The organism is Burkholderia sp. HMSC10F09 (assembly GCF_001806955.1).
Classification (GTDB): Bacteria; Pseudomonadota; Gammaproteobacteria; order Burkholderiales; family Burkholderiaceae; genus Burkholderia; species Burkholderia multivorans.
In genome coordinates, this window is sequence record NZ_KV786797.1 from 1,368 (window position 1) to 24,911 (window position 23,544).

General features: G+C 65.7%; 26 protein-coding genes and 1 pseudogene. 22 read left to right on the forward strand and 5 right to left on the reverse strand.

Annotated elements, in window-relative coordinates; genetic code table 11:
• A partial coding sequence (locus HMPREF3115_RS19115) for a penicillin-binding transpeptidase domain-containing protein (RefSeq protein ID WP_256276275.1) occupies nucleotides 1–1,490 on the forward strand: 1,490 nt, incomplete at its 5' end.
• Between the two features lie 313 nt (nucleotides 1,491–1,803).
• Nucleotides 1,804–2,493: a hypothetical protein gene (locus tag HMPREF3115_RS19120; protein ID WP_070555630.1), complete on the forward strand. Its 690-nt coding sequence runs from the start codon at nucleotides 1,804–1,806 to the stop codon at nucleotides 2,491–2,493.
• Between the two features lie 13 nt (nucleotides 2,494–2,506).
• Here HMPREF3115_RS19120 and HMPREF3115_RS19125 read toward each other — a convergent pair whose 3' ends face one another.
• Complete coding sequence (locus HMPREF3115_RS19125) at nucleotides 2,507–3,754, reverse strand: multidrug effflux MFS transporter (RefSeq protein ID WP_006410346.1); 1,248 nt, start codon at nucleotides 3,752–3,754, stop codon at nucleotides 2,507–2,509.
• Between the two features lie 340 nt (nucleotides 3,755–4,094).
• Here HMPREF3115_RS19125 and HMPREF3115_RS19130 point away from each other — a divergent pair, with 340 nt between their 5' ends.
• From HMPREF3115_RS19130 to HMPREF3115_RS19140, 3 genes are all read left to right on the forward strand, one after another.
• Nucleotides 4,095–4,613 (forward strand): hypothetical protein, encoded by a 519-nt coding sequence (locus HMPREF3115_RS19130; RefSeq protein WP_070555632.1) that lies wholly within the window; start codon nucleotides 4,095–4,097, stop codon nucleotides 4,611–4,613.
• Between the two features lie 229 nt (nucleotides 4,614–4,842).
• On the forward strand, nucleotides 4,843–6,048 hold the full coding sequence (locus HMPREF3115_RS19135; RefSeq protein ID WP_034201287.1) for a tyrosine-type recombinase/integrase: 1,206 nt from the start codon (nucleotides 4,843–4,845) through the stop codon (nucleotides 6,046–6,048).
• Nucleotides 6,045–7,088 (forward strand): PDDEXK nuclease domain-containing protein, encoded by a 1,044-nt coding sequence (locus tag HMPREF3115_RS19140; protein WP_046196821.1) that lies wholly within the window; start codon nucleotides 6,045–6,047, stop codon nucleotides 7,086–7,088. The genes HMPREF3115_RS19135 and HMPREF3115_RS19140 overlap by 4 nt, the downstream gene beginning before the upstream one ends.
• Nucleotides 7,089–7,127: 39 nt before the next feature.
• On the opposite strand, the gene HMPREF3115_RS29670 is transcribed toward HMPREF3115_RS19140, so the two are convergent.
• Nucleotides 7,128–8,054 carry an IS5 family transposase gene (locus HMPREF3115_RS29670; protein WP_080747387.1) on the reverse strand — a complete coding sequence of 309 codons (927 nt, stop codon included), beginning with the start codon at nucleotides 8,052–8,054 and terminating at the stop codon, nucleotides 7,128–7,130.
• 358 nt (nucleotides 8,055–8,412) lie between these two features.
• Here HMPREF3115_RS29670 and radC point away from each other — a divergent pair, with 358 nt between their 5' ends.
• The 5 genes from radC (at nucleotide 8,413) to HMPREF3115_RS19165 (ending at nucleotide 13,481) form a co-directional block, all read left to right on the forward strand.
• Nucleotides 8,413–8,919 carry a RadC family protein gene (radC, locus tag HMPREF3115_RS19145; RefSeq protein WP_034201286.1) on the forward strand — a complete coding sequence of 169 codons (507 nt, stop codon included), beginning with the start codon at nucleotides 8,413–8,415 and terminating at the stop codon, nucleotides 8,917–8,919.
• A gap of 276 nt (nucleotides 8,920–9,195) precedes the next feature.
• Complete coding sequence (locus tag HMPREF3115_RS19150) at nucleotides 9,196–9,546, forward strand: DUF2958 domain-containing protein (RefSeq protein ID WP_034201285.1); 351 nt, start codon at nucleotides 9,196–9,198, stop codon at nucleotides 9,544–9,546.
• A gap of 729 nt (nucleotides 9,547–10,275) precedes the next feature.
• On the forward strand, nucleotides 10,276–11,106 hold the full coding sequence (locus HMPREF3115_RS19155) for a DUF932 domain-containing protein (protein ID WP_034201284.1): 831 nt from the start codon (nucleotides 10,276–10,278) through the stop codon (nucleotides 11,104–11,106).
• A 66-nt stretch (nucleotides 11,107–11,172) separates the two neighbouring features.
• Entirely contained in the window at nucleotides 11,173–13,209 is a 2,037-nt protein-coding gene (locus HMPREF3115_RS19160) for a ParB/RepB/Spo0J family partition protein (RefSeq protein ID WP_034201283.1), read from the forward strand.
• 62 nt (nucleotides 13,210–13,271) lie between these two features.
• A complete protein-coding gene (locus HMPREF3115_RS19165) occupies nucleotides 13,272–13,481 on the forward strand; it encodes a hypothetical protein (RefSeq protein WP_034201282.1) in 210 nt (69 codons plus the stop codon).
• Between the two features lie 130 nt (nucleotides 13,482–13,611).
• On the opposite strand, the pseudogene HMPREF3115_RS32575 reads toward HMPREF3115_RS19165, so the two are convergent.
• Nucleotides 13,612–13,889: pseudogene (locus HMPREF3115_RS32575) on the reverse strand (GNAT family N-acetyltransferase); the annotation flags it as partial.
• Nucleotides 13,890–13,939: 50 nt separating this feature from the next.
• On the reverse strand, nucleotides 13,940–14,479 hold the full coding sequence (locus HMPREF3115_RS19170) for a TetR/AcrR family transcriptional regulator (protein ID WP_233474124.1): 540 nt from the start codon (nucleotides 14,477–14,479) through the stop codon (nucleotides 13,940–13,942).
• Nucleotides 14,480–14,656: 177 nt separating this feature from the next.
• On the opposite strand from HMPREF3115_RS19170, the gene HMPREF3115_RS19175 reads away from it, so the two are divergent.
• From HMPREF3115_RS19175 to HMPREF3115_RS19180, 4 genes are all read left to right on the forward strand, one after another.
• A complete protein-coding gene (locus HMPREF3115_RS19175; RefSeq protein ID WP_034201897.1) occupies nucleotides 14,657–15,880 on the forward strand; it encodes an arabinose transporter in 1,224 nt (407 codons plus the stop codon).
• Between the two features lie 70 nt (nucleotides 15,881–15,950).
• Nucleotides 15,951–16,343 (forward strand): siderophore-interacting protein, encoded by a 393-nt coding sequence (locus tag HMPREF3115_RS32580; RefSeq protein ID WP_230626791.1) that lies wholly within the window; start codon nucleotides 15,951–15,953, stop codon nucleotides 16,341–16,343.
• Nucleotides 16,232–16,552 carry a siderophore-interacting protein gene (locus HMPREF3115_RS32585; protein WP_226145693.1) on the forward strand — a complete coding sequence of 107 codons (321 nt, stop codon included), beginning with the start codon at nucleotides 16,232–16,234 and terminating at the stop codon, nucleotides 16,550–16,552. The genes HMPREF3115_RS32580 and HMPREF3115_RS32585 overlap by 112 nt, the downstream gene beginning before the upstream one ends.
• Nucleotides 16,553–17,330: 778 nt before the next feature.
• A complete protein-coding gene (locus HMPREF3115_RS19180; protein ID WP_034201280.1) occupies nucleotides 17,331–17,636 on the forward strand; it encodes a DUF736 domain-containing protein in 306 nt (101 codons plus the stop codon).
• 366 nt (nucleotides 17,637–18,002) lie between these two features.
• Here HMPREF3115_RS19180 and HMPREF3115_RS19185 read toward each other — a convergent pair whose 3' ends face one another.
• The gene (locus HMPREF3115_RS19185) at nucleotides 18,003–18,296 is read right to left on the reverse strand and encodes a helix-turn-helix domain-containing protein (RefSeq protein ID WP_034201896.1); all 294 of its coding nucleotides are present in this window, start codon (nucleotides 18,294–18,296) and stop codon (nucleotides 18,003–18,005) included.
• A gap of 233 nt (nucleotides 18,297–18,529) precedes the next feature.
• Between HMPREF3115_RS19185 and HMPREF3115_RS19190 the strand changes: the two genes are divergently transcribed.
• From HMPREF3115_RS19190 to HMPREF3115_RS19225, 8 genes are all read left to right on the forward strand, one after another.
• On the forward strand, nucleotides 18,530–18,880 hold the full coding sequence (locus HMPREF3115_RS19190) for a DUF2958 domain-containing protein (protein ID WP_034201279.1): 351 nt from the start codon (nucleotides 18,530–18,532) through the stop codon (nucleotides 18,878–18,880).
• 325 nt (nucleotides 18,881–19,205) lie between these two features.
• On the forward strand, nucleotides 19,206–19,961 hold the full coding sequence (locus HMPREF3115_RS19195; protein ID WP_034201278.1) for a DUF2285 domain-containing protein: 756 nt from the start codon (nucleotides 19,206–19,208) through the stop codon (nucleotides 19,959–19,961).
• An 83-nt stretch (nucleotides 19,962–20,044) separates the two neighbouring features.
• The gene (locus HMPREF3115_RS19200) at nucleotides 20,045–20,326 is read left to right on the forward strand and encodes a helix-turn-helix transcriptional regulator (protein WP_034201895.1); all 282 of its coding nucleotides are present in this window, start codon (nucleotides 20,045–20,047) and stop codon (nucleotides 20,324–20,326) included.
• Nucleotides 20,327–20,352: 26 nt separating this feature from the next.
• Complete coding sequence (locus HMPREF3115_RS19205) at nucleotides 20,353–21,210, forward strand: replication initiator protein A (protein ID WP_034201277.1); 858 nt, start codon at nucleotides 20,353–20,355, stop codon at nucleotides 21,208–21,210.
• 253 nt (nucleotides 21,211–21,463) lie between these two features.
• The gene (gene parA, locus HMPREF3115_RS19210; protein ID WP_034201276.1) at nucleotides 21,464–22,102 is read left to right on the forward strand and encodes a ParA family partition ATPase; all 639 of its coding nucleotides are present in this window, start codon (nucleotides 21,464–21,466) and stop codon (nucleotides 22,100–22,102) included.
• The gene (locus tag HMPREF3115_RS19215; protein WP_034201275.1) at nucleotides 22,099–22,383 is read left to right on the forward strand and encodes a hypothetical protein; all 285 of its coding nucleotides are present in this window, start codon (nucleotides 22,099–22,101) and stop codon (nucleotides 22,381–22,383) included. The genes parA and HMPREF3115_RS19215 overlap by 4 nt, the downstream gene beginning before the upstream one ends.
• Nucleotides 22,380–22,925: a DUF2840 domain-containing protein gene (locus HMPREF3115_RS19220; protein ID WP_034201274.1), complete on the forward strand. Its 546-nt coding sequence runs from the start codon at nucleotides 22,380–22,382 to the stop codon at nucleotides 22,923–22,925. Before HMPREF3115_RS19215 ends, HMPREF3115_RS19220 begins: the two co-directional genes overlap by 4 nt.
• Nucleotides 22,922–23,518 (forward strand): S26 family signal peptidase, encoded by a 597-nt coding sequence (locus HMPREF3115_RS19225; protein ID WP_034201273.1) that lies wholly within the window; start codon nucleotides 22,922–22,924, stop codon nucleotides 23,516–23,518. The genes HMPREF3115_RS19220 and HMPREF3115_RS19225 overlap by 4 nt, the downstream gene beginning before the upstream one ends.
• The last annotated feature ends 26 nt before the right edge of the window (nucleotides 23,519–23,544 follow it).

The window sequence follows — 23,544 nt, forward strand, 5'->3', positions numbered from 1 at the left end:
CCCCCGCCGCCGCCATCCGCGACGACGGCGCGGCGCTCGCGCCGCATTTCGCGCGGCGCATCGCCGCCGAAGTACGGCCGGCCGCGGGCGCGCGCGTGCGCTCGACGCTCGATGCGTCGCTCCAGCGCTTCGCGCGCGATACGCTGACGCGTGCGCTCACCGAGCTGAACGCGCCCGCGCACCGGCGCAACGTGCAGGACGGCGCGGTCGTCGTGCTCGACAACGCGACGGGCGAAATCCGTGCGTGGGTCGGCTCGTCCGGCGCGCTGTCGAGCGCACGCGACGTCGACGCCGTGCTCGCGCCGCGTCAGGCCGGGTCGACGCTGAAGCCGTTCCTGTACGCGCAGGCGATCGACGAGAAGCGGCTGACCGCGGCGTCGCTGCTCGACGACGCACCGATCAACCTCGCGGCCGGCGGCGGACTGTACATCCCGCAAAACTACGACAAGGACTTCAAGGGCTGGGTCAGCGTACGCAGCGCGCTCGGCGGCTCGCTGAACGTGCCGGCCGTGCGCACGCTCGTGCTCGTCACGCCGCACCGCTTCGCGCGCACGCTGACCGCGCTCGGCCTGCCGCTCGCGCAGGAAGGCGACTACTACGGCTTTAGCCTCGCGCTCGGCAGCGCGGACGTCACGCTGCTGTCGCTGACGAACGCCTACCGCGCGCTCGCGAACGGCGGCGTCGCGCGCAAGGTCGTCGACCTGCCGGCGCCGGCGTCCGGCGCCGCGTCGCCCGCGCGCGCAGCGGACGGCACGCGCGTATTCAGCGAAGCCGCCAGCTTCATCGTCACCGACATCCTCGCCGACAACAACGCACGCGTGCGCACGTTCGGCTTCGACAACCCGCTTGCGACGCGCTTTTTCTCGGCGGTGAAAACCGGCACGAGCAAGGACATGCGCGACAACTGGACGATCGGCTACACGTCGCGCTATACGGTCGGCGTGTGGGTCGGCAATGCGGACGGCTCGCCGATGTGGGACGTATCGGGCGTGACGGGCGCCTCGCCGGTCTGGTCGGCGATCGTCGGCTATCTGCACCGCGACGTGCCGAGCCGCGCGCCGCGCGCACCGTCCGATGTCGAAGCGCGCCGCATCGCGTTCGAGCGCGACGTCGAGCCGCCGCGCAACGAATGGTTCGTCGCGGGCACCGCGCTCGACACGATCCGCCTCGCGGCGCCGGTCACGCCCGACAAGAACGGCACGCGCGCGCCGTTGACGATCGGCGCGCCGACCGACGGCACGATCTTCGCGATCGATCCCGACATTCCGCCGAAGCACCAGCGGATCTGGCTCGAGCGCACGGCCGGCCGCGCGGCGCGGTTCGCGTGGCGGCTCGACGACAAGATCATCGGGCACGGCGATCGCATCGCATGGATGCCGTGGCCGGGGCGGCACCGGCTCGAACTCGTCGATGCGCGCGGCAACGTCGCCGATGCGATCGGCTTCGAGGTGCGCGGCGCGTTCGCCAAACCCGACGCGCCCAAGCCGTAACGGCCGGCGCGCGTCGGTTCGCGGGCCGTGCGCGGAAGCCGGGTGGCCCGCCTGGGCGACATTGCGGCTTGCTGCCGTTGCCCGACGCTGCATTGCGCGCCGCCGCCGAGTTTTTTGGTCATCCTTCGTTCGCGCGCCGCGCGCCGAAGCCGGGTGCCGGCGTGGGCGGCAGTGCCGCTTGCTTCGGTTACCTGACGCCACATCGCGCGTCGCCGCCAAGACAGACAAGCGTCGCGCACATCCCGGACATAGAATAGGAGCGGCGCCACGCGCGCCCCACTCCGGCTGCCCCTTTCCCCGAGCGTCCGCGACCATGAACCCTCTCGCCCTGCGCTTCATCCGCTCCGCGCTGAGCACCGGCTGCGCTGCCGCGCTGACGACGCTCGCGGCCTGCAACGGCGACGCGTGCTTCGGCCTCGACGTCTGCTTCAACGACGGCACGCAGCCCGTCGCGGTGTCGGGCACGGCCGCGACCGGCCATGCGCTCGCCAGCGCACCGGTCACCGTCAGTTGCGCGCAAGGCTCGGCGACGACGCTGACCGACGGCGGCGGCCACTACCGCGTCACCGTCGACGCGACGCTGCCCTGCGTGATCGCCGTGACGTCGGGCGGCACGACGCTGCATTCCCTCGCCTATGCGGGCGGCACCTTCAACACGACGCCCGAAACGGAATTGCTGCTCGTCTACCTGGCCGCGCAGCTCGGCACGAATACGGCCAGCCTGATCGGCAATTTCCAGGGCACCGCACGCTATCGGCAGGCAATGGGCAGCGCGGACGCGGTGCAGGCCGCGCAATCGGCAGTGGTCGCGAATCTGCAGCAGCAATACACCGTCACGCTCTCGACACCGACGTTCCTGACGACGCCGTTCACGGTCGGTCAACCGGGCGTCGACGGCGATCTCGACGCGCTCGCAAAGGCCGGCGCGATCGACTCGAACGGGATGCCGGCTGCGGCGGCCGTTGCGCTGCTGACGCAGTCCGGCGCGGCGCATCCCCTGTGAACGCCGCGCGCGCTTACGCGGTCTCGCCGCTCCCGCATGCGACGGTCGCGGCCTGCTGCTGCGTCAGATAGCGCAGCAGCTTCGTCACCATCCAGACGACGACGAACGACAGCGCGACGAAGAACAGCGCGAGCGGCGTCAGCACCTGCACCGAGACGAAGCCGGCGAGCCCCATCATCGCGGACGACACGAGCAGCAGCGCGCAGCCGAGAATCGCGCTGGTGAGCCCCGCGATATGCGGGAACAGCGAATTGCCCTTGGCCATCAGCGTCGGATACATCGCGCCTGCGCAGAAGCCCATCACGAGCACCGGCGTCGCGAGCGTCCAGACGCGCAGGCCGACGGTCAGCGCGAGCACGAGCATCGCGACGGCCGCGCACGCCATCGCGCGTGCGCCGATGCGCAACCGCTGCTCGGCGCTCGGCAGGCCGCGTCCGTGAATCCGGTTCGACAGGCCGCCGAGGAAATACATCAGCCCGATGCCGAGCGCGAGATAGCCGAAGAACGTCGGCGGCTGGTGCAGCGTGTTCTGCACCATGAACGGTCCGACGATGTTGAACACGAGCAGGATGCTGTAGCACAGGCCTTGCGCGAGGAAGCAGCTCTGGAATACCGGGCTCGCCAGCACCTTGCCCGCATTCGCGATCAGCGTGCGCGGCTCGAGATGAACGGGCTTCGGCAAGGTCTCCCGGTAGCGCCACAGCAGCGCCCACATCACGAGCGAATACACGAGCAGGAACACGAGGCACGCGCGCCAGCCGAACCAGGTCTGCAGATGCGCGCCGATCACCGGCGCGACGATCGGCGCGAGCCCCCACGCGATCGACATGTAGGTGAACGCGTGCATCAGCGCCTGCCCCGAGAACGAATCGGTGATGATCGCCTTCGCGAGCAGGTTCGTCGTCGCGATCCCGAAGCCCTGCAGACAGCGCGCGAGCACGAAGGTCTCGAGGTTCGGCGCGCCGAGCGACAGCAGGCAGCCGATCGTATAGATGACGAGACCGAACGCGAGCACGCGCTTGCGGCCGTACGCGTCGGCGATCGGGCCGAAGATCAGCTGACCCAGCGCATACGCGGCCATGTAGCCCGACACGCTCGACTGGATCGCCTGCGGCGTCGTCGCGAACGAGCGTGCCATGTCGGGCAGCGCGGGCACGTAGATGTCGATCGCGAGCTGGCCGGCGGAAGCGAACAGGCAGATCAGGAACAGCAGGAAGCGCGGCGAGTTCGACTCGCGCGCGGAAGCGAGTGTGGGATTCATGAGGACGGGAACGATTCGAACGGCGGCGACGCATCGCCACGTCGTTCGAAATGCGAACACGTGTGCGCGGCGCGTGGGTGCGTATTGTGCCTGTTGTTGCGCGGCACGATGCGATTCTCCCTGGCACCGGTGCGGTTGAACCCGGATTGCGGCGGCCGGCCGTGCGTGCATCGCCCCGCCCGCAGCCCTTGCGCCCCGCCATGCCGCCGCGGCTCGGCGCCTGTCCCGATTTTTAATTCTGACTTAAGCTTGCCGACGCATAGTCACGGTGGCTCGCTGCGCGAGCCGCACGATGAAGTGGAATGTCATTCGATCAGTTTCGCTCGATGGAGAAACAACTATGCGATTCCGTTCGTACATGGCGGCGGGCGCGCTGGCACTGATGCCGGTCCTCGCTCTGGCCGGTCAGGCAGCAACGGCCCCCGCCGCGCAACCGATGTTCGTCAATGTGAACGGGCAGGCCGTGCCCGTGAAGGCCGAGACGCGCGTCGTGCAAACGGCCGCCGGTCCGATGAAGGTCAGCACCTGGAGCTGGCATAGCCCGAACGGCAGTGCGAGCTTCGAGATGCAGACCTCGACCGGCGGCATGCCGCCGGCCGCCGCGCTGCGGCAAATCCAGGCCGCCGAGCTGCAGATGCGTGCCGCCCAGGCGCAGATGATCGCGATGCAGCAGCAGATGATGGCGCTTCAGCATGTCGCGCTCGCGAATGCGTTCGCGATGCCGCAGCCGGTCGCCTTCGCGATGCCGATGTGGGCGATGCCCGAGCCCGTCGTCGTGCTCGTGCCGGCGCAGCCGCCCGCGAAACGCCCGGCTGCACCCGCCGTGCCGGCCGCGCGCGGCCCGCAGGTCAGCATCTGACACTGCGTACGCATCGCATGCCAGAACCGCCGGCGCGTGCCGGCGGTTTTTTTATTTCACGATGACTCCAACCCGACATTTCGCTGGACTGCGCTGTAGCCCGATACAGCAGGTTTATCAATAACTTACGCGCGTCCATCATATGCCGGTGCTTTCTGAAACCTGACCCGGCTTCCCCCCGCGCCGCTCCTATGTGGCTCTTGGAATCGGGTCGTTCCAAGGAGTCATCATGGCAAAGATCAAGCTCACCAAGACCGCCGTAGAGGCGGCACAACCCCAGGCCACGGCTATCGAACTGCGGGATACCGTGGTGCCCGGCTTCCTCTGTAAGATCACCCCGGCGGGCCGTCGGGTGTTCATGCTTCAGTACCGCACAAACGCTGGGGAACGCCGCAAGCCCGCCTTGGGCTTGTTCGGGGAACTGACGGTTGAACAGGCCCGCGTCATGGCGCAGGACTGGCTGGCCGAGGTTCGCCGGGGCGGCGACCCCGGCGGCGCCAAGGCCGAGGCGCGCAAAGCGCCCACGATGGCTGAGTTGTGCACGAAGTTCATGGAGGACTATTCCAAGAAGCGCAACAAGCCCAGCACGCAGGAAGGCTATCAGGGCGTCATCGACCGCTGCATCATCCCGCTGCTAGGCCGCAAGAAGGTACAGGACGTGAAGCGCCCCGACATTGCCGGGTTGATGGAAAAGCTCTCGTACAAGCCCACTGAGGCAAACAAGGCATTCGGCGTGCTGCGCAAGATGTTCAATCTGGCCGAAGTGTGGGGCTACCGCCCGGACGGCACCAACCCGTGCCGCCATGTCCCGATGTTTCCGCCGGGCAAGGAAACCCGGCTCATTGTGGACGGCGAACTGACGCTGATCTACCGCCATCTGGACAAGCTGGAGGCCGAAGGGCTGGAGAACTACGTCATCCCGCTGGCGATCCGGCTGCAATTCGAGTTTGCCGCCCGGCGCTCCGAAATCTGCCCACTCGAATGGGCTTGGCTGGACTTCGAGAACCGCCGTGTGGTCTGGCCCGACAGCAAGACCGGCGGCATGTCCAAACCCATGAGCGCGGAAGCCTATCGGCTGCTTTCGACGGCGCCGCGCCGGGAAGGCTGCCCGTATGTCCTGCCGTCGCCCAACGACCCGGACAAGCACCTGACCTTTGGCGAGCACTACGGCGGCTGGTGCCGGGCGCTCAAGGCCGCCGGCGTGCCGCACGTCGGCACGCATGGCATTCGCCACCGCTCGACCACCGACATTGCCAATTCGGGCGTGCCGACCAAGGTAGGCATGAAGCTGACGGGCCACAAGACCGTGGCGATGTTCATGCACTACGTCCACACCGAGGACAAGCCGGTGCGCGACGCGGCCGAGTTGGTGGCCAGCCGCCGCCAGGCCATTACCGGTGCGCGGCAACAGCAGCCCCAGGAGGCCACGGCATGAGCGCCCGGACACCCAAGGAAAAAGGCGCGGCCCTGCCTGCCGGCTACGCCGGCATCCACAGCGGCATTGTGGAGCTGCTTGGCGCTGCGCGCCAGGCGGCGGCACGCAGCGTCAATGCGCTGATGACGGCAAGCTATTGGGAGATTGGCCGCCGCATCGTGGAGGCCGAGCAACAGGGCAAGCGGCGCGCAGGGTACGGCGAACAGTTGATTGCCCGACTGTCCGCCGACCTCACCGCGCGCTTCGGGCGCGGGTTCAGCCCGGACAACCTGGAGAACATGCGGCGGTTCTTCGCCGCCTATCCCCGGCCGGTGATTTCCGAGGCATTGTCTCGGAAATCGGGGGACGGGCTGCCCGCCGAGAAATCCGAGACAGCGTCTCGGAAATTGGCCTTGGGCGAGCTGGCGCAGGTGTTCACGCTGCCGTGGTCGGCCTACGTGCGGCTGCTGTCGGTGAAGGATGAACACGCCCGCCGCTTCTACGAGGCCGAGGCGCTGCGCGGCGGCTGGAGCGTGCGCCAGCTTGACCGGCAGATTGGCAGCCAGTTCTACGAGCGCACGGCGCTGTCGAAGAACAAGGCGGCGATGCTGGTCAAGGGCGCGGTGCCCATGCCCGAGGATGTCGTCACCCCCAACGACACCATCAAAGACCCGTATGTGCTGGAGTTCCTCGACCTCAAGGACGAGTATTCGGAATCCGATCTTGAAACCGCCCTGATCCGGCGGCTGGAGGACTTCCTGCTGGAGCTGGGTGAAGGCTTCACCTTCATCGGTCGGCAGCGCCGGTTGCGCATCAACCAGACCTGGTATCGGGTCGATTTGCTGCTGTTCCATCGGCGCTTACGCTGCCTGGTCATCATCGACTTGAAACTGGGCAGCCTGACCCATGCGGACGTAGGCCAGATGCACATGTATTGCAACTATGCCAAGGAGCATTGGGCCTATCCCGATGAGAACCCGCCCGTGGGCCTGATCCTGTGCGCCGACAAGGGCCATGCACTGGCGCGGTATGCCTTGGAAGGTTTGGGCGTTGTTGCATAAATCCAGTTTGAGGCGAGTTACCCCCAACCCCAGCCGTGGCTATGCCACGGCTGCCGTCTGAGGACGGCCCAGCTCAGTGAATCGGTTCAGTATGGCTGCTCGAATATGCAGCTCGTTCACTTGTCGCTCAAAGGTTCGAGACATCACACGCTCGCCCAGTCGCTTGATGCAGTGCATCTTGGTTTCCACCAAACTTCGCCGGTGATAGCCAATCCAGCGCTTCCAGATACTACGCCCTAGCCGCCTGCATGCAGTAATGGCTGCATTGCGGTACTCAAAGACACTTCCCCTACGAATTCGAGCATTCTTGCGTGGAGGAATGATTGGGATAGCACCACGCCTGATGACAGCTTCGTAGGCTGGCTGTGTGTCGTATGCACCATCCCCCGTCAGACTCTCTAGCGTTTCATCCGCAGGCAACTGCTGTAGCAAATCAGGAATCACTGCAGCGTCACTGACGTTGTTCGAGGTCACACAGATGGCTCGAATCTGCAGTGTCTTGGCGTCAATGCCGATGTGCAGCTTGCGCCACTGACGGCGGCGCTCAGGGCCATGCTTTTTGCATTTCCATTCGCCTTCACCCAGGAATTTGATTCCTGTTGAATCGACTAGTAGGTGTAAGCCAACTTTACTGCGGGTATACGGAATCTGGACATTCAAATCGAGTTGCCGCCTGCACAGCGTACTGAAGTCCGGTACTGGCCAAGCAAGCCCATACAAGTGCAGTACCGACTCGACTAGCCCGGTGGTTTGCCTGAGTGCCAGGCAAAACAAGTTCTTGAGCGTTAAACAAAATTGAATAGCGGCATCAGAGAACTTCGGACTGCGTCCGCGTTTGCCGCTTGCAGCGGCAAACCAGCACATGCGCTTGTCCAGCCACACCGTCAAAGAGCCCCGAGCTTTAAGGGTTGCGCTGTACTGTTTCCAGTTGGTGGTTCGGTAGCGGGGCTTACGGGGCTGGCTCATGCAGCAAGCCTACAGCTTGCTGAGCAACGATTTGTGCAACAACGCCCCGGCAAAGCCGGGCCGCGCTGCTCCAGGTTCGCTGCCCGCTCATCCCTGCGGGACTGTCTATCGCCAGCCTTCCAAATCGCTGACGCCTCCGGCCCTTCTGGGCCTGCGCGCTGCGCTTGCCAGCATCGAATGTGTGCATTGGACGGGCCTGGCTGTTCCCTTCACCGTATCACGACGTTCTCGCCGTCAAGGGCGGCGCGCGCGGGTGCGCGCTTGCGTCCTGGTGGCCGTCTGCGACCCCTGACTGCTTGCGCTGCGCCGTGCTGGCGACGGTTCCGGGCAATTCCGCCCGAGCAACCGGAGCACGATCATGTCGCAACTGACCTTTTCCTCGTTCGACGCCTCGTTGATGGTGCGCGACGCGCAGGGCCACTACCTCTTGGCGACGGCCGAGCAGGTGCTGGAGGCCGCGCGCCAGGTCATCGAGCACAAGATGCAGCGCGGTGCCTCGTTCACTTCACCGGCGGCCGTCAAGGAGTACCTGTGTGCCAAGTTGGCGGGCTACGAGCACGAAGTCTTCGCGGTGCTGTTTCTGGATACGAAGCATCGCCTGATCGAATACGTCGAGATGTTCCACGGCACCATCGACAGTGCATCGGTGCATCCGCGCGAGGTGGTCAAGGAGGCGCTGCGGCTCAATGCGGCGGCGGTCATTGTTTCGCACAATCACCCGAGCGGAAATCCCGAACCGAGCGGCGCCGACAGGTCACTGACTCAGCGGCTCAAGGAGGCGCTGGCGCTGGTGGATGTTGTCACGCTGGATCATGTCGTCGCGGGCAACAGCGCCGCGTCATTTGCCGAACGTGGCCTGATTTGACCGAGGGGGCTTCGGCCCCCTTTTTGCTGCGTCTGGTGGCGCAACTCCGGCCCATGCGGGCCTGCGCGCTTCGCTTGCGGAAAACCGAGGAGCATGGAGGTGTGAGGGAGGCGGTCTTGCTGTTCCCTTCATCGTGCCACGGCGTGCTCGCCGTCAATGACTGCGCGCCGGAGGCGCTTGCGGCCTGGCGGCCGTCTTCGATCTTTGACTGCTTGCGCTGCGCCGTGCCCTGGAAGGGCTGGGCAATTCCGCCCGGCAACCTTTCAGGAGTTCACCATGAACAACGCACTCATCACTGACGAGCAGCGCATTGTGCTGCTGGCCAACGGCCGCGAATCCTTGGAGAACCCGGACTTCGATCCGGCACCCGTGGTCAAGCTGTTCACGCCGGACGCCGGCGCGACCTGGCTGCTGACCGAGATTGATCCTGATGACCACGACCACGCCTTCGGTCTTTGCGACCTGGGGCTGGGTGAGCCGGAAATCGGCTGGGTCAGCCTGGGTGAGCTGGCGACGGTGCGCGGCGGGTTGGGCCTGCCGATTGAGCGCGACCTGTCGTTTCGGGCCGAGAAGCGGTTGAGCGCCTATGCGCGCGATGCGCGGATGGCTGGGCGGATCGTTGTCTGATCCGGGCCTGGGGCGTCGAGGGACGCCCTTCGCATCGCGCCCATGCGGCGCGATGCCTGCGCACCTTCGGCTTGCCCTCCAGGGGAAAGCCCTGCGGGCTATCCCCGCCGCGCAGGCGTGGCGCCCCTGAACACCGCCGACCCGGCTGCGCCGGATCGGCCAGACCGCATTCGCAGCAGATTCACGATGCCTTGCGTGGACTCGTCCTGATCTTGCGTTGAAGGCTGGGCGTCCCCGGCCACCTGGGGGATGGCCGGTCGCGCTGTCGTGCTGCGCATCGAACCCCCTGCGGGGTTTCGCCCCTGTCGGGCTTCCATCGTTCCCTCGCTCCGCTCGGCTGACGCCTCGGCCCGGCTTCCAGCTTCGGGCCTGCGCGCTTCGCTTGCGTGCGGTTCAGCACACAGGGATGGCCGTTGCCTTGTCCAGCCGTCTCCCCTGACTTCATCACCTTGTCCGCGACTGTAGCCCGCGCCCGTGCGCCGTCAAGGCGCGCAGGGCCGTGTCCTCGGCTACGCCTGCGGGCCGCACCAACCCTGCGCTTGTTTCCTTGACGGCGCCCGTTCGCGCGCTCCTGACCGTCGCGGGCGATGAACTCAGGAAAGACGGTGGCAACAGGGCCAACCGGGTTCCTCGTGCCGACCGCACCGAACAGCCGAAAGGCTGGGCTCCGAATCTAGGAATCCGGTTTGCGGTGTGAACAGCAAACCTCTTTTTGTCAGGAGAAAGACCATGCAACTCGCATCCCGTTTCGCTTCCCGTTCCCCTTCGCTGCGCAGCGACTACCCGCTGTCCGATGACCAGATTCGCAGCGTGGCCCCGTCCATCTTCGCGGACGCCCCGCATGAGAGCCGTTCCGAACGGTACAGCTACATCCCGACCGCTGCCGTCCTGACCGAGCTTCGCAAAGAAGGCTTCCAGCCTTTCATGGTGACGCAAACCCGCGTGCGCGATGAAGGCAAGCGCGAGCACACCAAACACATGCTGCGCCTGCGCCATGCCAACCAGATCAACGGCGCGGAGGCTAACGAAATCGTGCTGCTGAACTCGCATGACGGCACGAGCAGCTATCAAATGTTGGCGGGGATGTTCCGCTTCGTTTGCAGCAATGGCCTTGTCTGCGGCGACACCGTGGCGGACGTGCGCGTACCCCACAAAGGCGACGTGGCCGGTTCCGTCATCGAAGGCGCTTTCGAGGTATTGAGCGGCTTCGAGCGGGTGAAGGAATCCCGCGATGCCATGCGCGCGATCAAGCTGGACGAAGGCGAAGCCGAAGTGTTCGCCCGTTCCGCGCTGGCCCTCAAGTACGACCCCACCGACAACAAGCCCGCGCCCATCACCGAATCGCAAATCCTGATGCCGCGCCGGTTCGATGACCGCCGCCCCGACCTGTGGAGCGTGTTCAACCGCACGCAGGAGAACTTGACCAAGGGCGGATTGCATGGCCGCAGCGCCAACGGACGCCGCCAGCAGACCCGCCCGGTGCAGGGCATTGATTCCGATGTGCGCCTCAATCGCGCCCTCTGGATGCTGGCCGATGGCCTGCGCCAGTTGAAAGCCTGAACCGTCCCCCCGTCGGAGGGGCGGTTTCCCCTCCATTCCCTTGTTTCACTCGATTGGAGATACACCATGAACGCCGTTACCCAAACCGAAGCCCGCGCCGTCAATACCGCCGCAGCTATCCCGCTGGAAGCTGCCGACCCGACCAAGAACCTGATTTTGGTTCCACTGTCGCGGCTGGTGCTGCGCCCCACGGGCCGCAACGTGCGCAAGACCCCGCGCATGTCCATCCCTGAACTGGCCGCAAGCATCCAGCGCGTGGGCCTGCTGCAAAACCTCATCGTGATTGCATCTGCCGATGGCGAGCATTACGAAGTCGTGGCCGGTGGCCGTCGCCTCGCCGCGTTGAAGCTGCTGGCGAAGAAACACCGCATCGCCAAGGATTGGGAGGTGCCTTGCTTGCAGGTGGCCGATGGCACGGCCCGCACCGCCAGTCTGACCGAGAACGTGCAGCGCGAAGCCATGCACCCGGCAGACCAGTTCGAGGCTTTCGCCGCGCTGGTGGCCGAAGGCCGTCCCATCGAGGACATTGCAGCGGATTTCAGCGTCACGCCGCTGGTGGTGCAGCGCCGTTTGAAGCTCGCCAACGTGTCGCCGCGCTTGATGGCCGACTACCGAGCCGATGCCGTGAGCCTTGACCAGTTGATGGCACTTGCCATCACCGACGACCACGCCGCGCAGGAAAGCGCGTTCTACGATGCGCCGCAGTGGCAGCGCCATCCCTCGCACTTGCGCGAACGCCTCACCGAAAGGGAAATCGACGCCTACCGGCATCCGCTGGTGCGCTTCGTCGGACTGGACAGCTACGAAGCCGCAGGCGGCGGCATCCGCCGTGACCTGTTCGCGGAAGGCGATGCGGGCGTGTACCTCAACGACGCCGCGCTGCTGGAACGGCTGGCGCAAGACAAGCTGGCAGGCATTGCCGCCACTGTCCGCGCCGAGGGTTGGGCGTGGGTGGACGCCACGCCGGGCGTAACTTATGCCGACCTGCACGCCTTCCAGCGTGCGCCGAGGGAACGGCGCGAGCCAAACAAGCGCGAAGCGCAACGCATCGAAAAGCTGCAAGAGAAAATGCGGGCCATCGGTGAAGCCGTGGACGCCGCGATGGATGCCGACGACGAGGAAAAGGCCGACGCCTTGCAGGAGGAAGGTGAAGCCGTGGGCGAGCAGTTGCAGGCGCTGGAAGATGGCTTGCAGGACTACGGCGCGAATGTGAAGGCCGCAGCCGGTGCCATCGTCACCATCGACCGCAACGGCGAGGCCGTCATTCATCGCGGCCTGATGCGTGAGGCCGAGGCCAAGGCGCTGCGCACGCTTGAAAAGCTGCGCCAAGGTTTCAGCGACCCGGACGCCGAGAACGACGACGAAGGCGAGGACGACGAGCAACCCAAGAGCGTCGCCATGTCCGACCGGCTGGCGCAACGCTTGAGCGCTCACCGCACCGCCGCGCTGCAAATCGAAGTCGCACGTCATCCGCAAGCTGCGCTGGCTGCCGTGGTGCATGGCATGGTGCAGACCGTCTTGCAGGAAAGGCGCTACGGCCTCAACCGTGATTCTCTGCCGCTGGGCGTGGGCCTCAAACTGCAAGACCGGCTGGAAGGCATGGCCCCGGATTGGCCGGAATCGCCTGCCGCCGTGGCGCTGCGCAAACTGCAACAGGTGGCCGGGGAAGCCTTGCCGGAAGACAGCGCCGAACTGTTCGCCGTGCTGCTGACGAAGCCGCAAGACGAACTGGTGCGGTTGCTGGCCGTGTGCGTGGCTTCCACGGTGGACGTGGTGATGCCCCGCGCCACGGCGCAGCAACCCGGCGAGGAACTGGCGCAGGCCGTGGGCCTCGACATGGCCGCATGGTGGCAGCCGACCGCCGAGGGGTATTTCAAGCACGTTCCGAAAGCGGCAGTTCTGCAAGCCGTGGGCGAATACGCGCCCAATCAGGTTTCCCGGCTGGCGAAGTTGAAGAAGGCCGACATTGCCAGCGAGGCCGAGCGGCTGGCCGATGGCACGGGCTGGATGCCTGCCATCTTCAAGGCCGAAGGCCCGGAGCAGGACGCCCCGGAAGATGCCGAAGCAATGGCGGATGAAACCGCCGAGGCGCTGGCCGCTTGACCCGCGCCGAAGGCAAGCGCCCCGGCCTCGACCGGGGCGCTTCGCCGGAAGGAGAAGCCCCCATGACCCGCATCACCAGCAGCCGCCCGCGCATGGCGGCAAGCTACGCCCCCGGCACGGTGCGCGCTCGCCGCTGGCACGGCGATGGCGACGTGCGCGGCCACCTCCCGCCCTCGGGCTGGTCGGCCCGCGCCGACCTCACCGACATTCATCCCATCACGGGCCGCGCCTTGGCGCGCGCCGTGTGGTGGATCATCGAGACGAAGGAATAACCGTCGTCAGCACCGCGCCCAGGCCGTTCCGTCCTGGGCGCGGTGAACTTCAAAAATCCGGGCGCGGCGGGGGCCGCGCCCGGTGTTCAAGGCCAACAGCCCATCAGAACGTCGCCGCCTTCGCGCTGGCTCAGGCGGCGGCGTTGAAGGCATCGCTGTATTGCGCGACGCCTTCGGGCACTGGCCCGTGGAAGGCCAGTGCCACGAAATAGCCGGGCGGCCCGGCAGTTGCAGGCCCGGATGCGCTTGGAAGCCAAAGCGCGCGTAGTACGCGGGTTCGGCCAGCGCCTGTTGCATCAGACGCGAGCCGATGCCTTGTCCTTGCCTTGCAGGTATGACGGAGATCAGCCCCAGACCGTACCAATCTTTGACCTTGTGGCAGTGACTGTCGGTGATGATGACGGAGGATCCCTACTGTCTATCGCGGATCTGGTGGCCTATTGCAGAGGGCAGCAGGCTTAGACCATACGTCTTTGCGGACCACACAGATAGCCGGCCAGCATTTCGACGATGGCCTGCTCGACTTGCTGGGCGGGGCAAGGGGCGCCAGGCGGAATGACCGCCGCATGGATCAGTGATTCCATGGTTCGCAGTACAACCCATGTCGCCAGTTCCAGGTCCTGCAGCACGACCTCGCTTTGGTGGTCTTCCAGCAACTGGCGAATGCGGTGCTGAATGCTTTGGTCAGCCGTGCTTTGCTCCGGCGGAGCATCGAAGAAAGGAAATTCCTTTTCCAGTACGCGATGCAACTCAGGGGCGACCTGGTGTGCCGCCAGCCACGCACGCACGATGGCCGCCAGTTTCCCTCTCAGGTCCAGTGGATGCGCGCTTGCCAGCACGGTCTCCATGGCTGCGTGCATTTCCACCGCATGCCGCTCATGGAGCGCCGTGATGAGCGAATCCTTGTTCGGGAAATACTGATAGACCGAACCCACGCTCACGCCAGCGCGCTCGGCCACCAGATTGGTGTTGGCTCCGGCATAGCCGCGCTCGGTCAAAACGCGAGCCGTTGCTTCAAGTATGGCGTCCACCAAGGCCCGAGAACGGCTCTGGCGGGGGACGCGGCGTGGCTGAGGCAAGGGTGGCATGGGGATCATCCGAACGCGAGTTTTCAACGTGAGCAATGACTCATATTATTCCATATGTCGAGCAAATGCTCATGTTTGGAGTTGTTGATGTCTTCTCGTTCTCACACGGGGGCGACCAAGGTGGCAAATCCGCCACCTGTCGCCAACGTCTTTCTCAAGTTGCTGCCGATCACACTGGCGGTGTTCGTCAGCTTTCTCACCATCGGCTTGCCGCTGCCGGTGCTTCCCCTGCATGTGTCCAGCACATTGGGCATGAGCACGCTGGTGGTGGGTGTGGTCATTGGCGCGCAGTTCGCCGCGGCCCTGCTCTCTCGCGCCTGGGCAGGCAACCTCTCCGACACGCGTGGGGCCAAACGGTCCGTGGTCACGGGCTTTCTGGTGGCGTCGGCGTCAGGTGTGGCCTACCTTGCGTCGCTGGCCTTCGTCTCGTCACCTGCCGCCTCGGTTGGGGTTCTGCTGTTGGGGCGGGTGCTGCTCGGCTGCGGCGAAAGCCTGATCGTCACCGGCTCCTTGAGTTGGGGGATCGGACTCGTGGGCCCGCAAAACGCAGGCAAGGTCATGGCATGGAATGGCATGGCGATGTACGGCGCCTACGCGGTGGGTGCGCCCATGGGTATCGCCATTCAAGGTGGATATGGCTTCGCCGGCATTTCAGTGGCTGCCGTCGTTCTTCCCCTGTTGGCATTGGCACTGATTGCCAACGTTCGGGCGACTGCCCCGACGGCTGTCCGCCGCACGCCTTTCTACAAGGTGCTGGGGATGGTGTGGCACCCGGGCTTGGGGCTGGCCTTGTGCAGCGTGGGCTTTGGGGTCATCACGGCGTTCATTGCCCTGTTGTTCGCTTCCCGAGACTGGGGCAACGCCTCACTGGCATTCACCGCCTTCGGCCTGGCGTTCATTGCCGCGCGCATCTTTTTCGGCCACTTGTCCGACAAGCTCGGCGGCGCCAGCGTGGCGCTGGTTTGTGTGCTGATCGAAGCCGTTGGGCAGTTGCTGATCTGGGGCGCCCAGAGCCCTACCGTTGCCTACGCCGGCGCTGCGCTGACGGGATTCGGTTACTCGCTGGCCTTTCCGGGATTTGGCGTGGAAGCCGTGCGCCGGGCGCCTCCACAAAGTCGGGGCTTGGCCATGGGGGCTTATGTGGCGTTTCTCGACATTGCCCTGGGCATCACCGGCCCGGTGCTGGGGGCCGTGGCAGGCGCATGGCACATTGAGGCCGTCTACCTTGCGGGCGCCGTTGCGGTCGCCCTGTCGGCTCTCGTTGCTTTGCAACTGCTGATTTCCGCACCCAAGGGAGGCCACCATGCCTGAAGTCATGCCAAGGCCTCGTACCGAAAGAGCAGTCGGAACCGTGCAGGCGGTTCGTTCGGTGACGCCCCATATGCAACGGATCACACTTGGAGGCTCTGAGGTTGCCGAATTTCTCAAAGTCGCGGGAGCCAACGAACCGGCAGCGTGGGTGAAAGTTTTTCTTCCCTCGGGTGACGGCCGGGCCTACACCATACAAAACATTGATTTCAATGCAGGAACACTGGATCTGGATTTCGTCCTGCACGGTGCAGGCGGCGACTCTGGCCCCGCAGTGGCGGCTTTCTGCTTCCCAGTGATGCGCGCTGGGTCATGTTCGCGGGGGATGCCACGGCGTTGCCTGGCATCCAGAGCATTGCACGCCGTTTGCCTTCTGGTATCAACGCCAAGGCGTATGTCGAGGTGCCGTCAGGGGATGACCGGCAGCCGATCGACAGCCCTGCCCGATTGCGGGTTCAGTGGATGAACGCCCAATCGGAACCCGGACTGACGCTATGTCAGTCGCTGTTGCACCGTCCTTTACCGACCGGTCCAGGCTACATCTGGATGGCAGGTGAATCCGCAGCCATAAAAAAGCTGAAACTTCACTACCTTCAAGACAGGGAGCTCCCGAGACACAGTGTTAGCGCCAAGGGATATTGGAAGGCTGGAGAGTCCGATCATCGTGATTCGTGAAGAATAAGGTGATACCGATAAAATTTCGCCACTTTCCCTGTTTCCCTGTCGTCGCAGAAGAGTTGTACTTCGCCCGTGCGACCGAAAGGTTGCACATCCAGCTTCAATCCCTCACGCCTGCGCGCCAGCGGCGCTGCGCTTACCTCTAGGGGATCGGCACAAGGCCCATCCCTGCCGCGCGAGCTTGGCACCCCTCGATACCGCCGGATCGGCCAGGCCAGCGCTCCGCTGCAATGGACAGGGCTGGCAAACACGCTGGTGCTTGCTGCGGCAGGTTGTGCGAATGCGTGCCGTCCTCAACGCTGGCGGTTCTCGCCCATCACGTCACGAAGGACGGTTCACGGACATCCCGCCCGGCATCGCTATGGAGCTTCCACGCCACGCCTCAAGACCGGCGCCGCAAGGTGCGGCCGGGGCGTTCTCGCTTGTCGTCGGATGGTTGACCTGGCCCGCGTCAGTGGGCGAGCCGGTGCAGCCTTCGTGCGGGGATGCCGAGCCAGCCCTGTCTCCTTTCGGAGCGGTTCGGCCCAATGCGTCCTTGTCTCGTTGTGAATCCTGGCGGGGGCGCGGCTGCGCCTCGGGCTTCATTGCTGCAACCGTCCAGCGAAAACAATTTCCCCTGCGCTGCGCGCATTCCTCGCGGGACAAATTCTTTTCGCCTCCCGGCTCTCCACTGCGTTGCGACCGCAAGCGGTGCAGCCAGCCCGTCCCCCGCCGGCCGGATCACAACAAGGACGCGATGGGCGCGAACCTTGTTCAACCGAACGGAGAAAACATCATGGCCAACATCGGCACCTTCACCGCAGACAAAGACGGCTTCGCCGGCACGCTTCGCACCCTGACGCTCAACGTCAAGGTCAAGTTGGTTCCCAACGACAAGGGGGACAACGAGAAGGCCCCGGACTTCCGCCTGCAGGCCGCCAGTCACGACATCGGCGCGGCGTGGAAGAAGACCAGCGAGGCCGGGCGGGAGTACATCTCCGTGACCCTCGACGATCCTTCGTTCCCGGCCACGGTCTACGCCCGCCTGATCGAAGGCGAGAACGGCACGCACGACCTGATCTGGTCGCGCAGCAAGCCCTAGGCGGCGTGACCGCCGCAGCGCCCCGCCCACGTGGCGGGGCGCAGTGCTGCTTGGATCGGCATACAGGAAGGCTTGGCTTTCCCAGCTTCGTGATGGTGGTGGCCGGGCAGCATCACAATGACCTCGGGTTGCCAAGGCGGATATAGGGCGATTCGGCGCACTGCGCCGACCGGGCTTTGCGGGCTGCGCCCCATGCCGACTTCGCCGTCATGGCCATTCGGCTTCAATCCCTATCGCAGCTTCGCGCCGGTGGCGCTGCGCGCTGCGCTTGCCTCCAGGGGAAAGCCCTGCGGCCTATCCCCGCCGCGCGATGCTCGGCGCCCCTGAAGTCCCCGAACCGGCTGCGCCGGATCGGTGGCCCAGCGCCTACGGCTGGGCCGCTGCTGCGAGCTGGCTCTCAGCCTCGCTCATCAGCACTGCCGTGCTGCATTCGAGCGCACTGGCGATCTTGAAGATGATCGCCAGCGTGGGCATGTGTTCGCCGCGCTCAACCTTACCCATGTGCGAACGCTCAATGCCGGCGAGGTTCGCCAGCGATTCCTGCGCGATGCCACGCTCCGTCCGCAGCGCACGCACCGCCGCGCCGAAGGCTTGCGCCAACTCGGCATCGTAGGTGGTGGTGCCGGCCGGTCGGCCGCGCTGGATGGATCGCTTCTGCATAGACAGAAGCGTCAATTCGCAGCACAATTAAAACCACGTTATCTTTAACTCATTCATGCTTTTGGCCCTTTTTCGTGCTTTTACGGAAATCCGCTTCTGCGGATTCCGGTGGAACCGGAAAACCGCCAACGTGCCTTTGCAGATTTCTACAATTGAGCTTTTGCGCTTTCGTGTTTCCACGGCTTTCGTGGAAACGCAAAACCGACATGCCATGTTGGAACAGGAGCACCCCGATGAAGGCTCCCCTCGTAACCGAGGAGCAGCGCGCCACGCTGCTGGAGAACGGGCAGCGGGTCGCCGCCGGTGAACCTCACGACCCGTTGCCGGTCGTGCGGCTATTCACTCCCGACGCCCACGCGATCTGGCTGCTGGCATCGCTCGATCCTGCCGACGGCGATACAGCTTGGGGCGTCATGGACGTGGGCATCGGTATGCCCGAGCTGGGTCACATCAAGCTGTCCGACCTGGCCTCCATCGTCGGCCCGAGCAAGCAGCCCGTAGCGCGGGATTTGTACTTCCAGGCGGCGCGCCCGCTGTCGGAATACCTGCGGCTGGCGCAGGAAAACGGCTCTATCGTCGATTGAGCTATTCGCGCTCAAGCCGGGCGCATTAAGGCTATTTCGGTCTTGCTCCAGACCCGCAAAGTCTGAATCCGCACTCTTGCACCGAAATAGTGCCCTCATGCGAAAAATAGCCACGATCCTTCGCGGGAGTTGCGGCACGGTATTCCGTGCCGCATGACATTTCTAAGTCGGGCGGCCGTCGCATTCGGACGGATTTCGCAACACGCCGGAGCCAATTAGCCTTGACACCAACAGATACAGCTTAACCGGATTTCTACCTTGATTTAAGGCTCCTGCATGTCTGACGCCGTGGCGACGTTCCTGCTATTCGACGGGAGCTTCGGTCATGGTCAATCCTCATCATGTCGCGCACTGGTATCCCACTGCGGCCTACCTCTACATCCTGTGGTTGGACGTGCTGGCACTGGCTTGGGAGTACCTGCGCCGCCATCCTGACTACCGGCTTGACTGGATGCGCCGTGCGCGCCGCCCCAATGCTGCGCATCGCTGGGGATTGCGCCTGCTGGAAGACCCAGCCTTGGATGCGCGTGATGCGCATGCGGCCTGGCTCCCCGGCCATGCTGCCGTGGTGCAGCTCCACCCTGATACCGATCCGCCACCTGACGCTGTGGCCTTCGACTTCTGGAACATCCCCGGCCACAAGCACCTGCTCCACGATGGCCAGCGACTGGCGCTGATCGCGCGCAGTGCCGGCCATTGCCAGCGCTATGCGCTGGCGCCCGGACTGGAAGACGGCATGGCTGTCGCCTACGCCCATCGCGGTGGCGCCGCCGCGCCTGCGCTCGGTCACGCGCCCAGCACCGCGCGAACCAGGCCCAGGCCGACGCCTGCTGCGCTGCTGGAACTGCACACCCTGCAGGCGCTCGACGCGACCCTGGCGGGCGCGTCCTTGCGCGACGTGGCCGAAGGCTTGTTCGGAGTGGACGCCGCGGCCGGTTGGTACAGCGACGGCGGCCTGCGCTCCAAGGTGCGCCGCCTGGTACGGCGCGGCGATGCGTTGATGCGCGGCGGCTATCGCCGCCTAGCACAACTACCGCTGCTTGAGAAGGGTCGTTTTGAAGAGAGCGCAAAACGACCCTGAGCAAGAGGGCTTCGTTTTCTGAGACTGCCTCCATCCGGTTGCGCTGTGCGGCCGGAGCTTTGAAAGCTATGGAGGCTCTCATCATGCGTCCCGCTCCCTTGCGGCCTGCCGCCGCTCCTGCCACTACCGCTGCGCAGCCGCAGCGTTACCTCACCAACGACGAAGCCGCCGACTACCTGCGTCTGTCGCCGCGCACGCTGGAGAAGCAGCGCGTGCTGGGTGGCGGCCCCAAGTTCCGCAAGTTCGGCCGACGCGTCATGTACGCCGTGGCCGACCTCGATGCCTGGGCTGCGGATCGCAGCTTCGAGAGCACGTCCGATCCCGAGTATGCCGAGCAGCACTCGGCGGACAGCCGTGCGCGCTGATCGCTTGCGCGCGGGTGGCCTTCGCCATGTCCAGCCCTGCGCTGCCGTCCCGGCAGCGGCTCGTGCCAGAGCGCGAACAGCTCGACCTGTTCCGCGCCCTGCCGGGCGACATGGCGCCGCGCGACAGTCAGGACTTGATGGCCTTTCCGTTCTTCTCGCTGGCGAAGTCGCGGCGCGTCGCGCCGATCGACTTCCGGGCCAGCGGCATCACGATCCGCGTGGAGGGCACGCAGGAGCACGGCATCGCCACGATTTGGGATGCGGACATCCTGATCTGGGCGGCCAGTCAGATCGTGGAAGCGCGCGATGCGGGCTTGCGCCCGTCGCGGCTGATGCAGGCCACGCCTTACGAGATCCTGCGCTTCATCGGGCGCGGTACGTCGCTGCGCGACTACCAGCGCCTCAAAGCGGCCTTGGATCGCCTGCAATCCACCACGGTGGCCACGTCCATCCGGGAAACCACGGGAAGACGGCTGCACCGCTTCTCGTGGATCAACGAATGGAAGGAACTGGCCGATGCCAAGGGCACGCCCTTGGGGCTGGAGCTGATCCTGCCGGACTGGTTTTACGCGGGCGTCATGGATGCCGCCCTGGTACTGACCATCGACCCGGCGTATTTCCGGCTCACGGGCGGGATCGAGCGATGGCTGTACCGGCTGGTGCGCAAGCACGGCGGGCGCCAACCGGGCGGCTGGCAATTCGATTTCCGGCACCTGTATCGGAAATCGGGCAGCGCCACGCGCTTCTCGGACTTCGCCTACGACCTGCGCACGCTGGTCGCGCGGCAGTCGATGCCCGGCTACGTCCTGGGCATCGAGCGAATGCCGGACAACGGCGCCGAGCTGCTGACCTTTCGGCCCGTGCCGTTCACGGCACGGGGATAAACGGTGCGCAGCTTGTGGACGGGCTCGTGCTATCAGGAGTACGGAGTATCGTGCTATCGGGAGTACGGCTATCGTGCTATCAGGAGTACGAATCGCCAGAAAACCCAATAACGGCGCGGGTCTACGGCCCCTCTAACTTCCCTAACTTAAATCATCTAACTGATAGTAGAAGCGCCGCACGCCGGTGGAAAACCGCCGAGCGGCACCACGCACAGCAGCAACAGCCGGGCTTTCCAACGTGGAGGGCCAGGCCATGATCGTCGCGCTGCTCAACCAGAAAGGCGGCGTGGGCAAGACCACGCTCGCCACCCACATCGCCGGTGAGCTGGCGATGCGCGGCCAGCACGTCGTGCTGCTGGACGCCGACCCGCAGGGTTCATCGCTGGACTGGACACAGCGCAGAAGCCAGCAAGGCTTGCCACGACTGTTCAGCGCCGTGGGCCTTGCACGCGAAACGCTGCACCAAGAAGCGCCAGAACTCGCCAGGCGGGCCGATCACGTTGTCATCGACGGCCCGCCGCGCATCGCCGCCTTGGCACGCTCCGCGCTGCTGGCGGCCGAGCGCGTGCTGATCCCCGTGCAACCCAGCCCCTATGACCTGTGGGCCAGCGCCGAGATGGTGGCACTGATCCGCGAGGCGCAGGTATTCCGGCCTGCGCTGCGCGCGGCCTTCGTCATCAACCGGCGCGTGAGCACCACTGTGATCGGACGCGAAGCGCGCCAGGCGCTCGCCGACCAGCCGCTTCCTGCGCTGCGCTCGGAAGTGCATCAACGCATCGTGTTCGCCGACAGCGTGGCCGCTGGCCGGCTCGCCCGCGAGACGGCGCCCGATAGCGCCGCCGCGCGCGAAATCACTGCGCTGGTGGATGAACTGCTGCGGTGGACGCCATGACCGCGAAGCCGCCACCGAACAGCAAGCGCACGGCAAAGCGCGTCGGCATCGGCGCGCGTCCGCCGGCGAATCCGCACGCCGAGGCGTGGATTCGCCAGGGCGATGCCGATGCGCTGGGTAAGGGCGACCTCTACACGGCCCGCCTGACCCTCGACATCACGCCCGCAATGCGGGCGCGCATCAAGGTGTCGGCCTTCACGCAGGGCGTGACCGTGGCCGAGCTGTTGCGCGGTCTGCTGGAGCGGGAATTTCCCGAGCACCGCAGGGAGAACGCACCATGACTGCATTTGCTTCGCCTGCCTCCGCGCCTGCCGCCATCGCGGCTACGGCTGCGCTCGCAGCGCCTTCCAGCCAGTCCGCCAGCACGCCGCTGACGCGCGTGGCGCTGGCCTACATCGAATCGCGCTTCAAGCTCTACCTGCGCTTCGGCGAACCCGCGCGCACACTCCAACTCGACCGCTGGCGGCGTAGCGCCGTGTTCCTACCGGGCACGATGTTCTGCCGCATCCGCTGGCACGCCAATGACTACGGCACCGTGCGCTGGCAGCTCATGGTGATGCAGGCCGCCACGCCGCTGGACGACGTGCAGCGCATCCCCGGCGTGCGGCCCGGCGCACGCCTGCTGCTGCACGCCGAAGGTGAGAACGCGGTGCGTGCCGTGCTGGAACGCATCGACAGCATCGACGCGCTGGGTATCGCGCCCGCTGCCGCTTCGCCCGCGTACTGGCGCACGCTTGCCAACCGGCTCGCTGCGCGCCTGCCGCTGCCCGAATACAGCGCCGAGCGGCACGCCGCCTGGCTGGCCGGGAGGGCGCTGCCATGACCGCCGTTTTCACTTCCGGCACCGGGCCGCGTCCTCGCTCGCCCCGCGCACATTTGCGCGCTCGCCTCGTACTGGCGGGCCTTTCCGCCTGCGGCCTCGCTGCGCTGGCCTGGGCGTCCTTCGTGCATCCGCTGCCGCGCCTGACCTACAACCCGTCCGATAGCGTGGCTGTCGGCTGGTATCGCGTCGATCCGCTCGACCATCGCGCCAGCTCACCGCCACGTCCGCTGTCCGTGGGCAGCATCGTGCTGGTGCCGCTGCCCGCCGAGGCTGCCGCCCTCGCTGCGCAGCGCGGCTACCTGCCGACGCGCATCCCGCTGCTCAAGCGCGTGGGCGCGGTCGCACCGCAGGAGGTTTGCATCATTGGGGGCAGCGTCCGCATCGACGGCGTGCCTTCGGCCGCCGTGCTATCTGCCGACCGCTGGGGCCGGCCGCTGCCATCCTGGCAGCAGTGCCGCCGCCTTCGGCCCGGCGAGCTGTTTCTGCTCAGTGTCACCAATCCGGCGTCGTTCGACAGCCGCTACTTCGGACCGGTCAGTGCAGCGGCCGTGATCGGCGTTGCGCATCCGGTCTGGCTGGAGTCGCGCCCATGATGGCCGCCGACTCGCTGCACGTTGCC

What these genes read in the sequence shown, in the direction of transcription:
- HMPREF3115_RS19220 (WP_034201274.1), top strand. Translation starts at nt 22,380, where the DNA reads ATGACTGCATTTGCTTCGCCTGCCTCCGCGCCTGCCGCCATCGCGGCT.
- HMPREF3115_RS19180 (WP_034201280.1), top strand. Translation starts at nt 17,331, where the DNA reads ATGGCCAACATCGGCACCTTCACCGCAGACAAAGACGGCTTCGCCGGC.
- HMPREF3115_RS19190 (WP_034201279.1), top strand. Translation starts at nt 18,530, where the DNA reads ATGAAGGCTCCCCTCGTAACCGAGGAGCAGCGCGCCACGCTGCTGGAG.
- HMPREF3115_RS19215 (WP_034201275.1), top strand. Translation starts at nt 22,099, where the DNA reads ATGACCGCGAAGCCGCCACCGAACAGCAAGCGCACGGCAAAGCGCGTC.
- HMPREF3115_RS19120 (WP_070555630.1), top strand. Translation starts at nt 1,804, where the DNA reads ATGAACCCTCTCGCCCTGCGCTTCATCCGCTCCGCGCTGAGCACCGGC.
- HMPREF3115_RS19200 (WP_034201895.1), top strand. Translation starts at nt 20,045, where the DNA reads ATGCGTCCCGCTCCCTTGCGGCCTGCCGCCGCTCCTGCCACTACCGCT.
- HMPREF3115_RS19175 (WP_034201897.1), top strand. Translation starts at nt 14,657, where the DNA reads ATGTCTTCTCGTTCTCACACGGGGGCGACCAAGGTGGCAAATCCGCCA.
- HMPREF3115_RS19125 (WP_006410346.1), bottom strand. Translation starts at nt 3,754, where the DNA reads ATGAATCCCACACTCGCTTCCGCGCGCGAGTCGAACTCGCCGCGCTTC.
- HMPREF3115_RS32580 (WP_230626791.1), top strand. Translation starts at nt 15,951, where the DNA reads ATGCAACGGATCACACTTGGAGGCTCTGAGGTTGCCGAATTTCTCAAA.
- HMPREF3115_RS19165 (WP_034201282.1), top strand. Translation starts at nt 13,272, where the DNA reads ATGACCCGCATCACCAGCAGCCGCCCGCGCATGGCGGCAAGCTACGCC.
- parA (WP_034201276.1), top strand. Translation starts at nt 21,464, where the DNA reads ATGATCGTCGCGCTGCTCAACCAGAAAGGCGGCGTGGGCAAGACCACG.
- HMPREF3115_RS19140 (WP_046196821.1), top strand. Translation starts at nt 6,045, where the DNA reads ATGAGCGCCCGGACACCCAAGGAAAAAGGCGCGGCCCTGCCTGCCGGC.
- HMPREF3115_RS19155 (WP_034201284.1), top strand. Translation starts at nt 10,276, where the DNA reads ATGCAACTCGCATCCCGTTTCGCTTCCCGTTCCCCTTCGCTGCGCAGC.
- HMPREF3115_RS19195 (WP_034201278.1), top strand. Translation starts at nt 19,206, where the DNA reads ATGGTCAATCCTCATCATGTCGCGCACTGGTATCCCACTGCGGCCTAC.
- HMPREF3115_RS19185 (WP_034201896.1), bottom strand. Translation starts at nt 18,296, where the DNA reads ATGCAGAAGCGATCCATCCAGCGCGGCCGACCGGCCGGCACCACCACC.
- HMPREF3115_RS19160 (WP_034201283.1), top strand. Translation starts at nt 11,173, where the DNA reads ATGAACGCCGTTACCCAAACCGAAGCCCGCGCCGTCAATACCGCCGCA.
- HMPREF3115_RS19225 (WP_034201273.1), top strand. Translation starts at nt 22,922, where the DNA reads ATGACCGCCGTTTTCACTTCCGGCACCGGGCCGCGTCCTCGCTCGCCC.
- HMPREF3115_RS19130 (WP_070555632.1), top strand. Translation starts at nt 4,095, where the DNA reads ATGCGATTCCGTTCGTACATGGCGGCGGGCGCGCTGGCACTGATGCCG.
- HMPREF3115_RS19135 (WP_034201287.1), top strand. Translation starts at nt 4,843, where the DNA reads ATGGCAAAGATCAAGCTCACCAAGACCGCCGTAGAGGCGGCACAACCC.
- radC (WP_034201286.1), top strand. Translation starts at nt 8,413, where the DNA reads ATGTCGCAACTGACCTTTTCCTCGTTCGACGCCTCGTTGATGGTGCGC.
- HMPREF3115_RS19150 (WP_034201285.1), top strand. Translation starts at nt 9,196, where the DNA reads ATGAACAACGCACTCATCACTGACGAGCAGCGCATTGTGCTGCTGGCC.
- HMPREF3115_RS19205 (WP_034201277.1), top strand. Translation starts at nt 20,353, where the DNA reads ATGTCCAGCCCTGCGCTGCCGTCCCGGCAGCGGCTCGTGCCAGAGCGC.
- HMPREF3115_RS29670 (WP_080747387.1), bottom strand. Translation starts at nt 8,054, where the DNA reads ATGAGCCAGCCCCGTAAGCCCCGCTACCGAACCACCAACTGGAAACAG.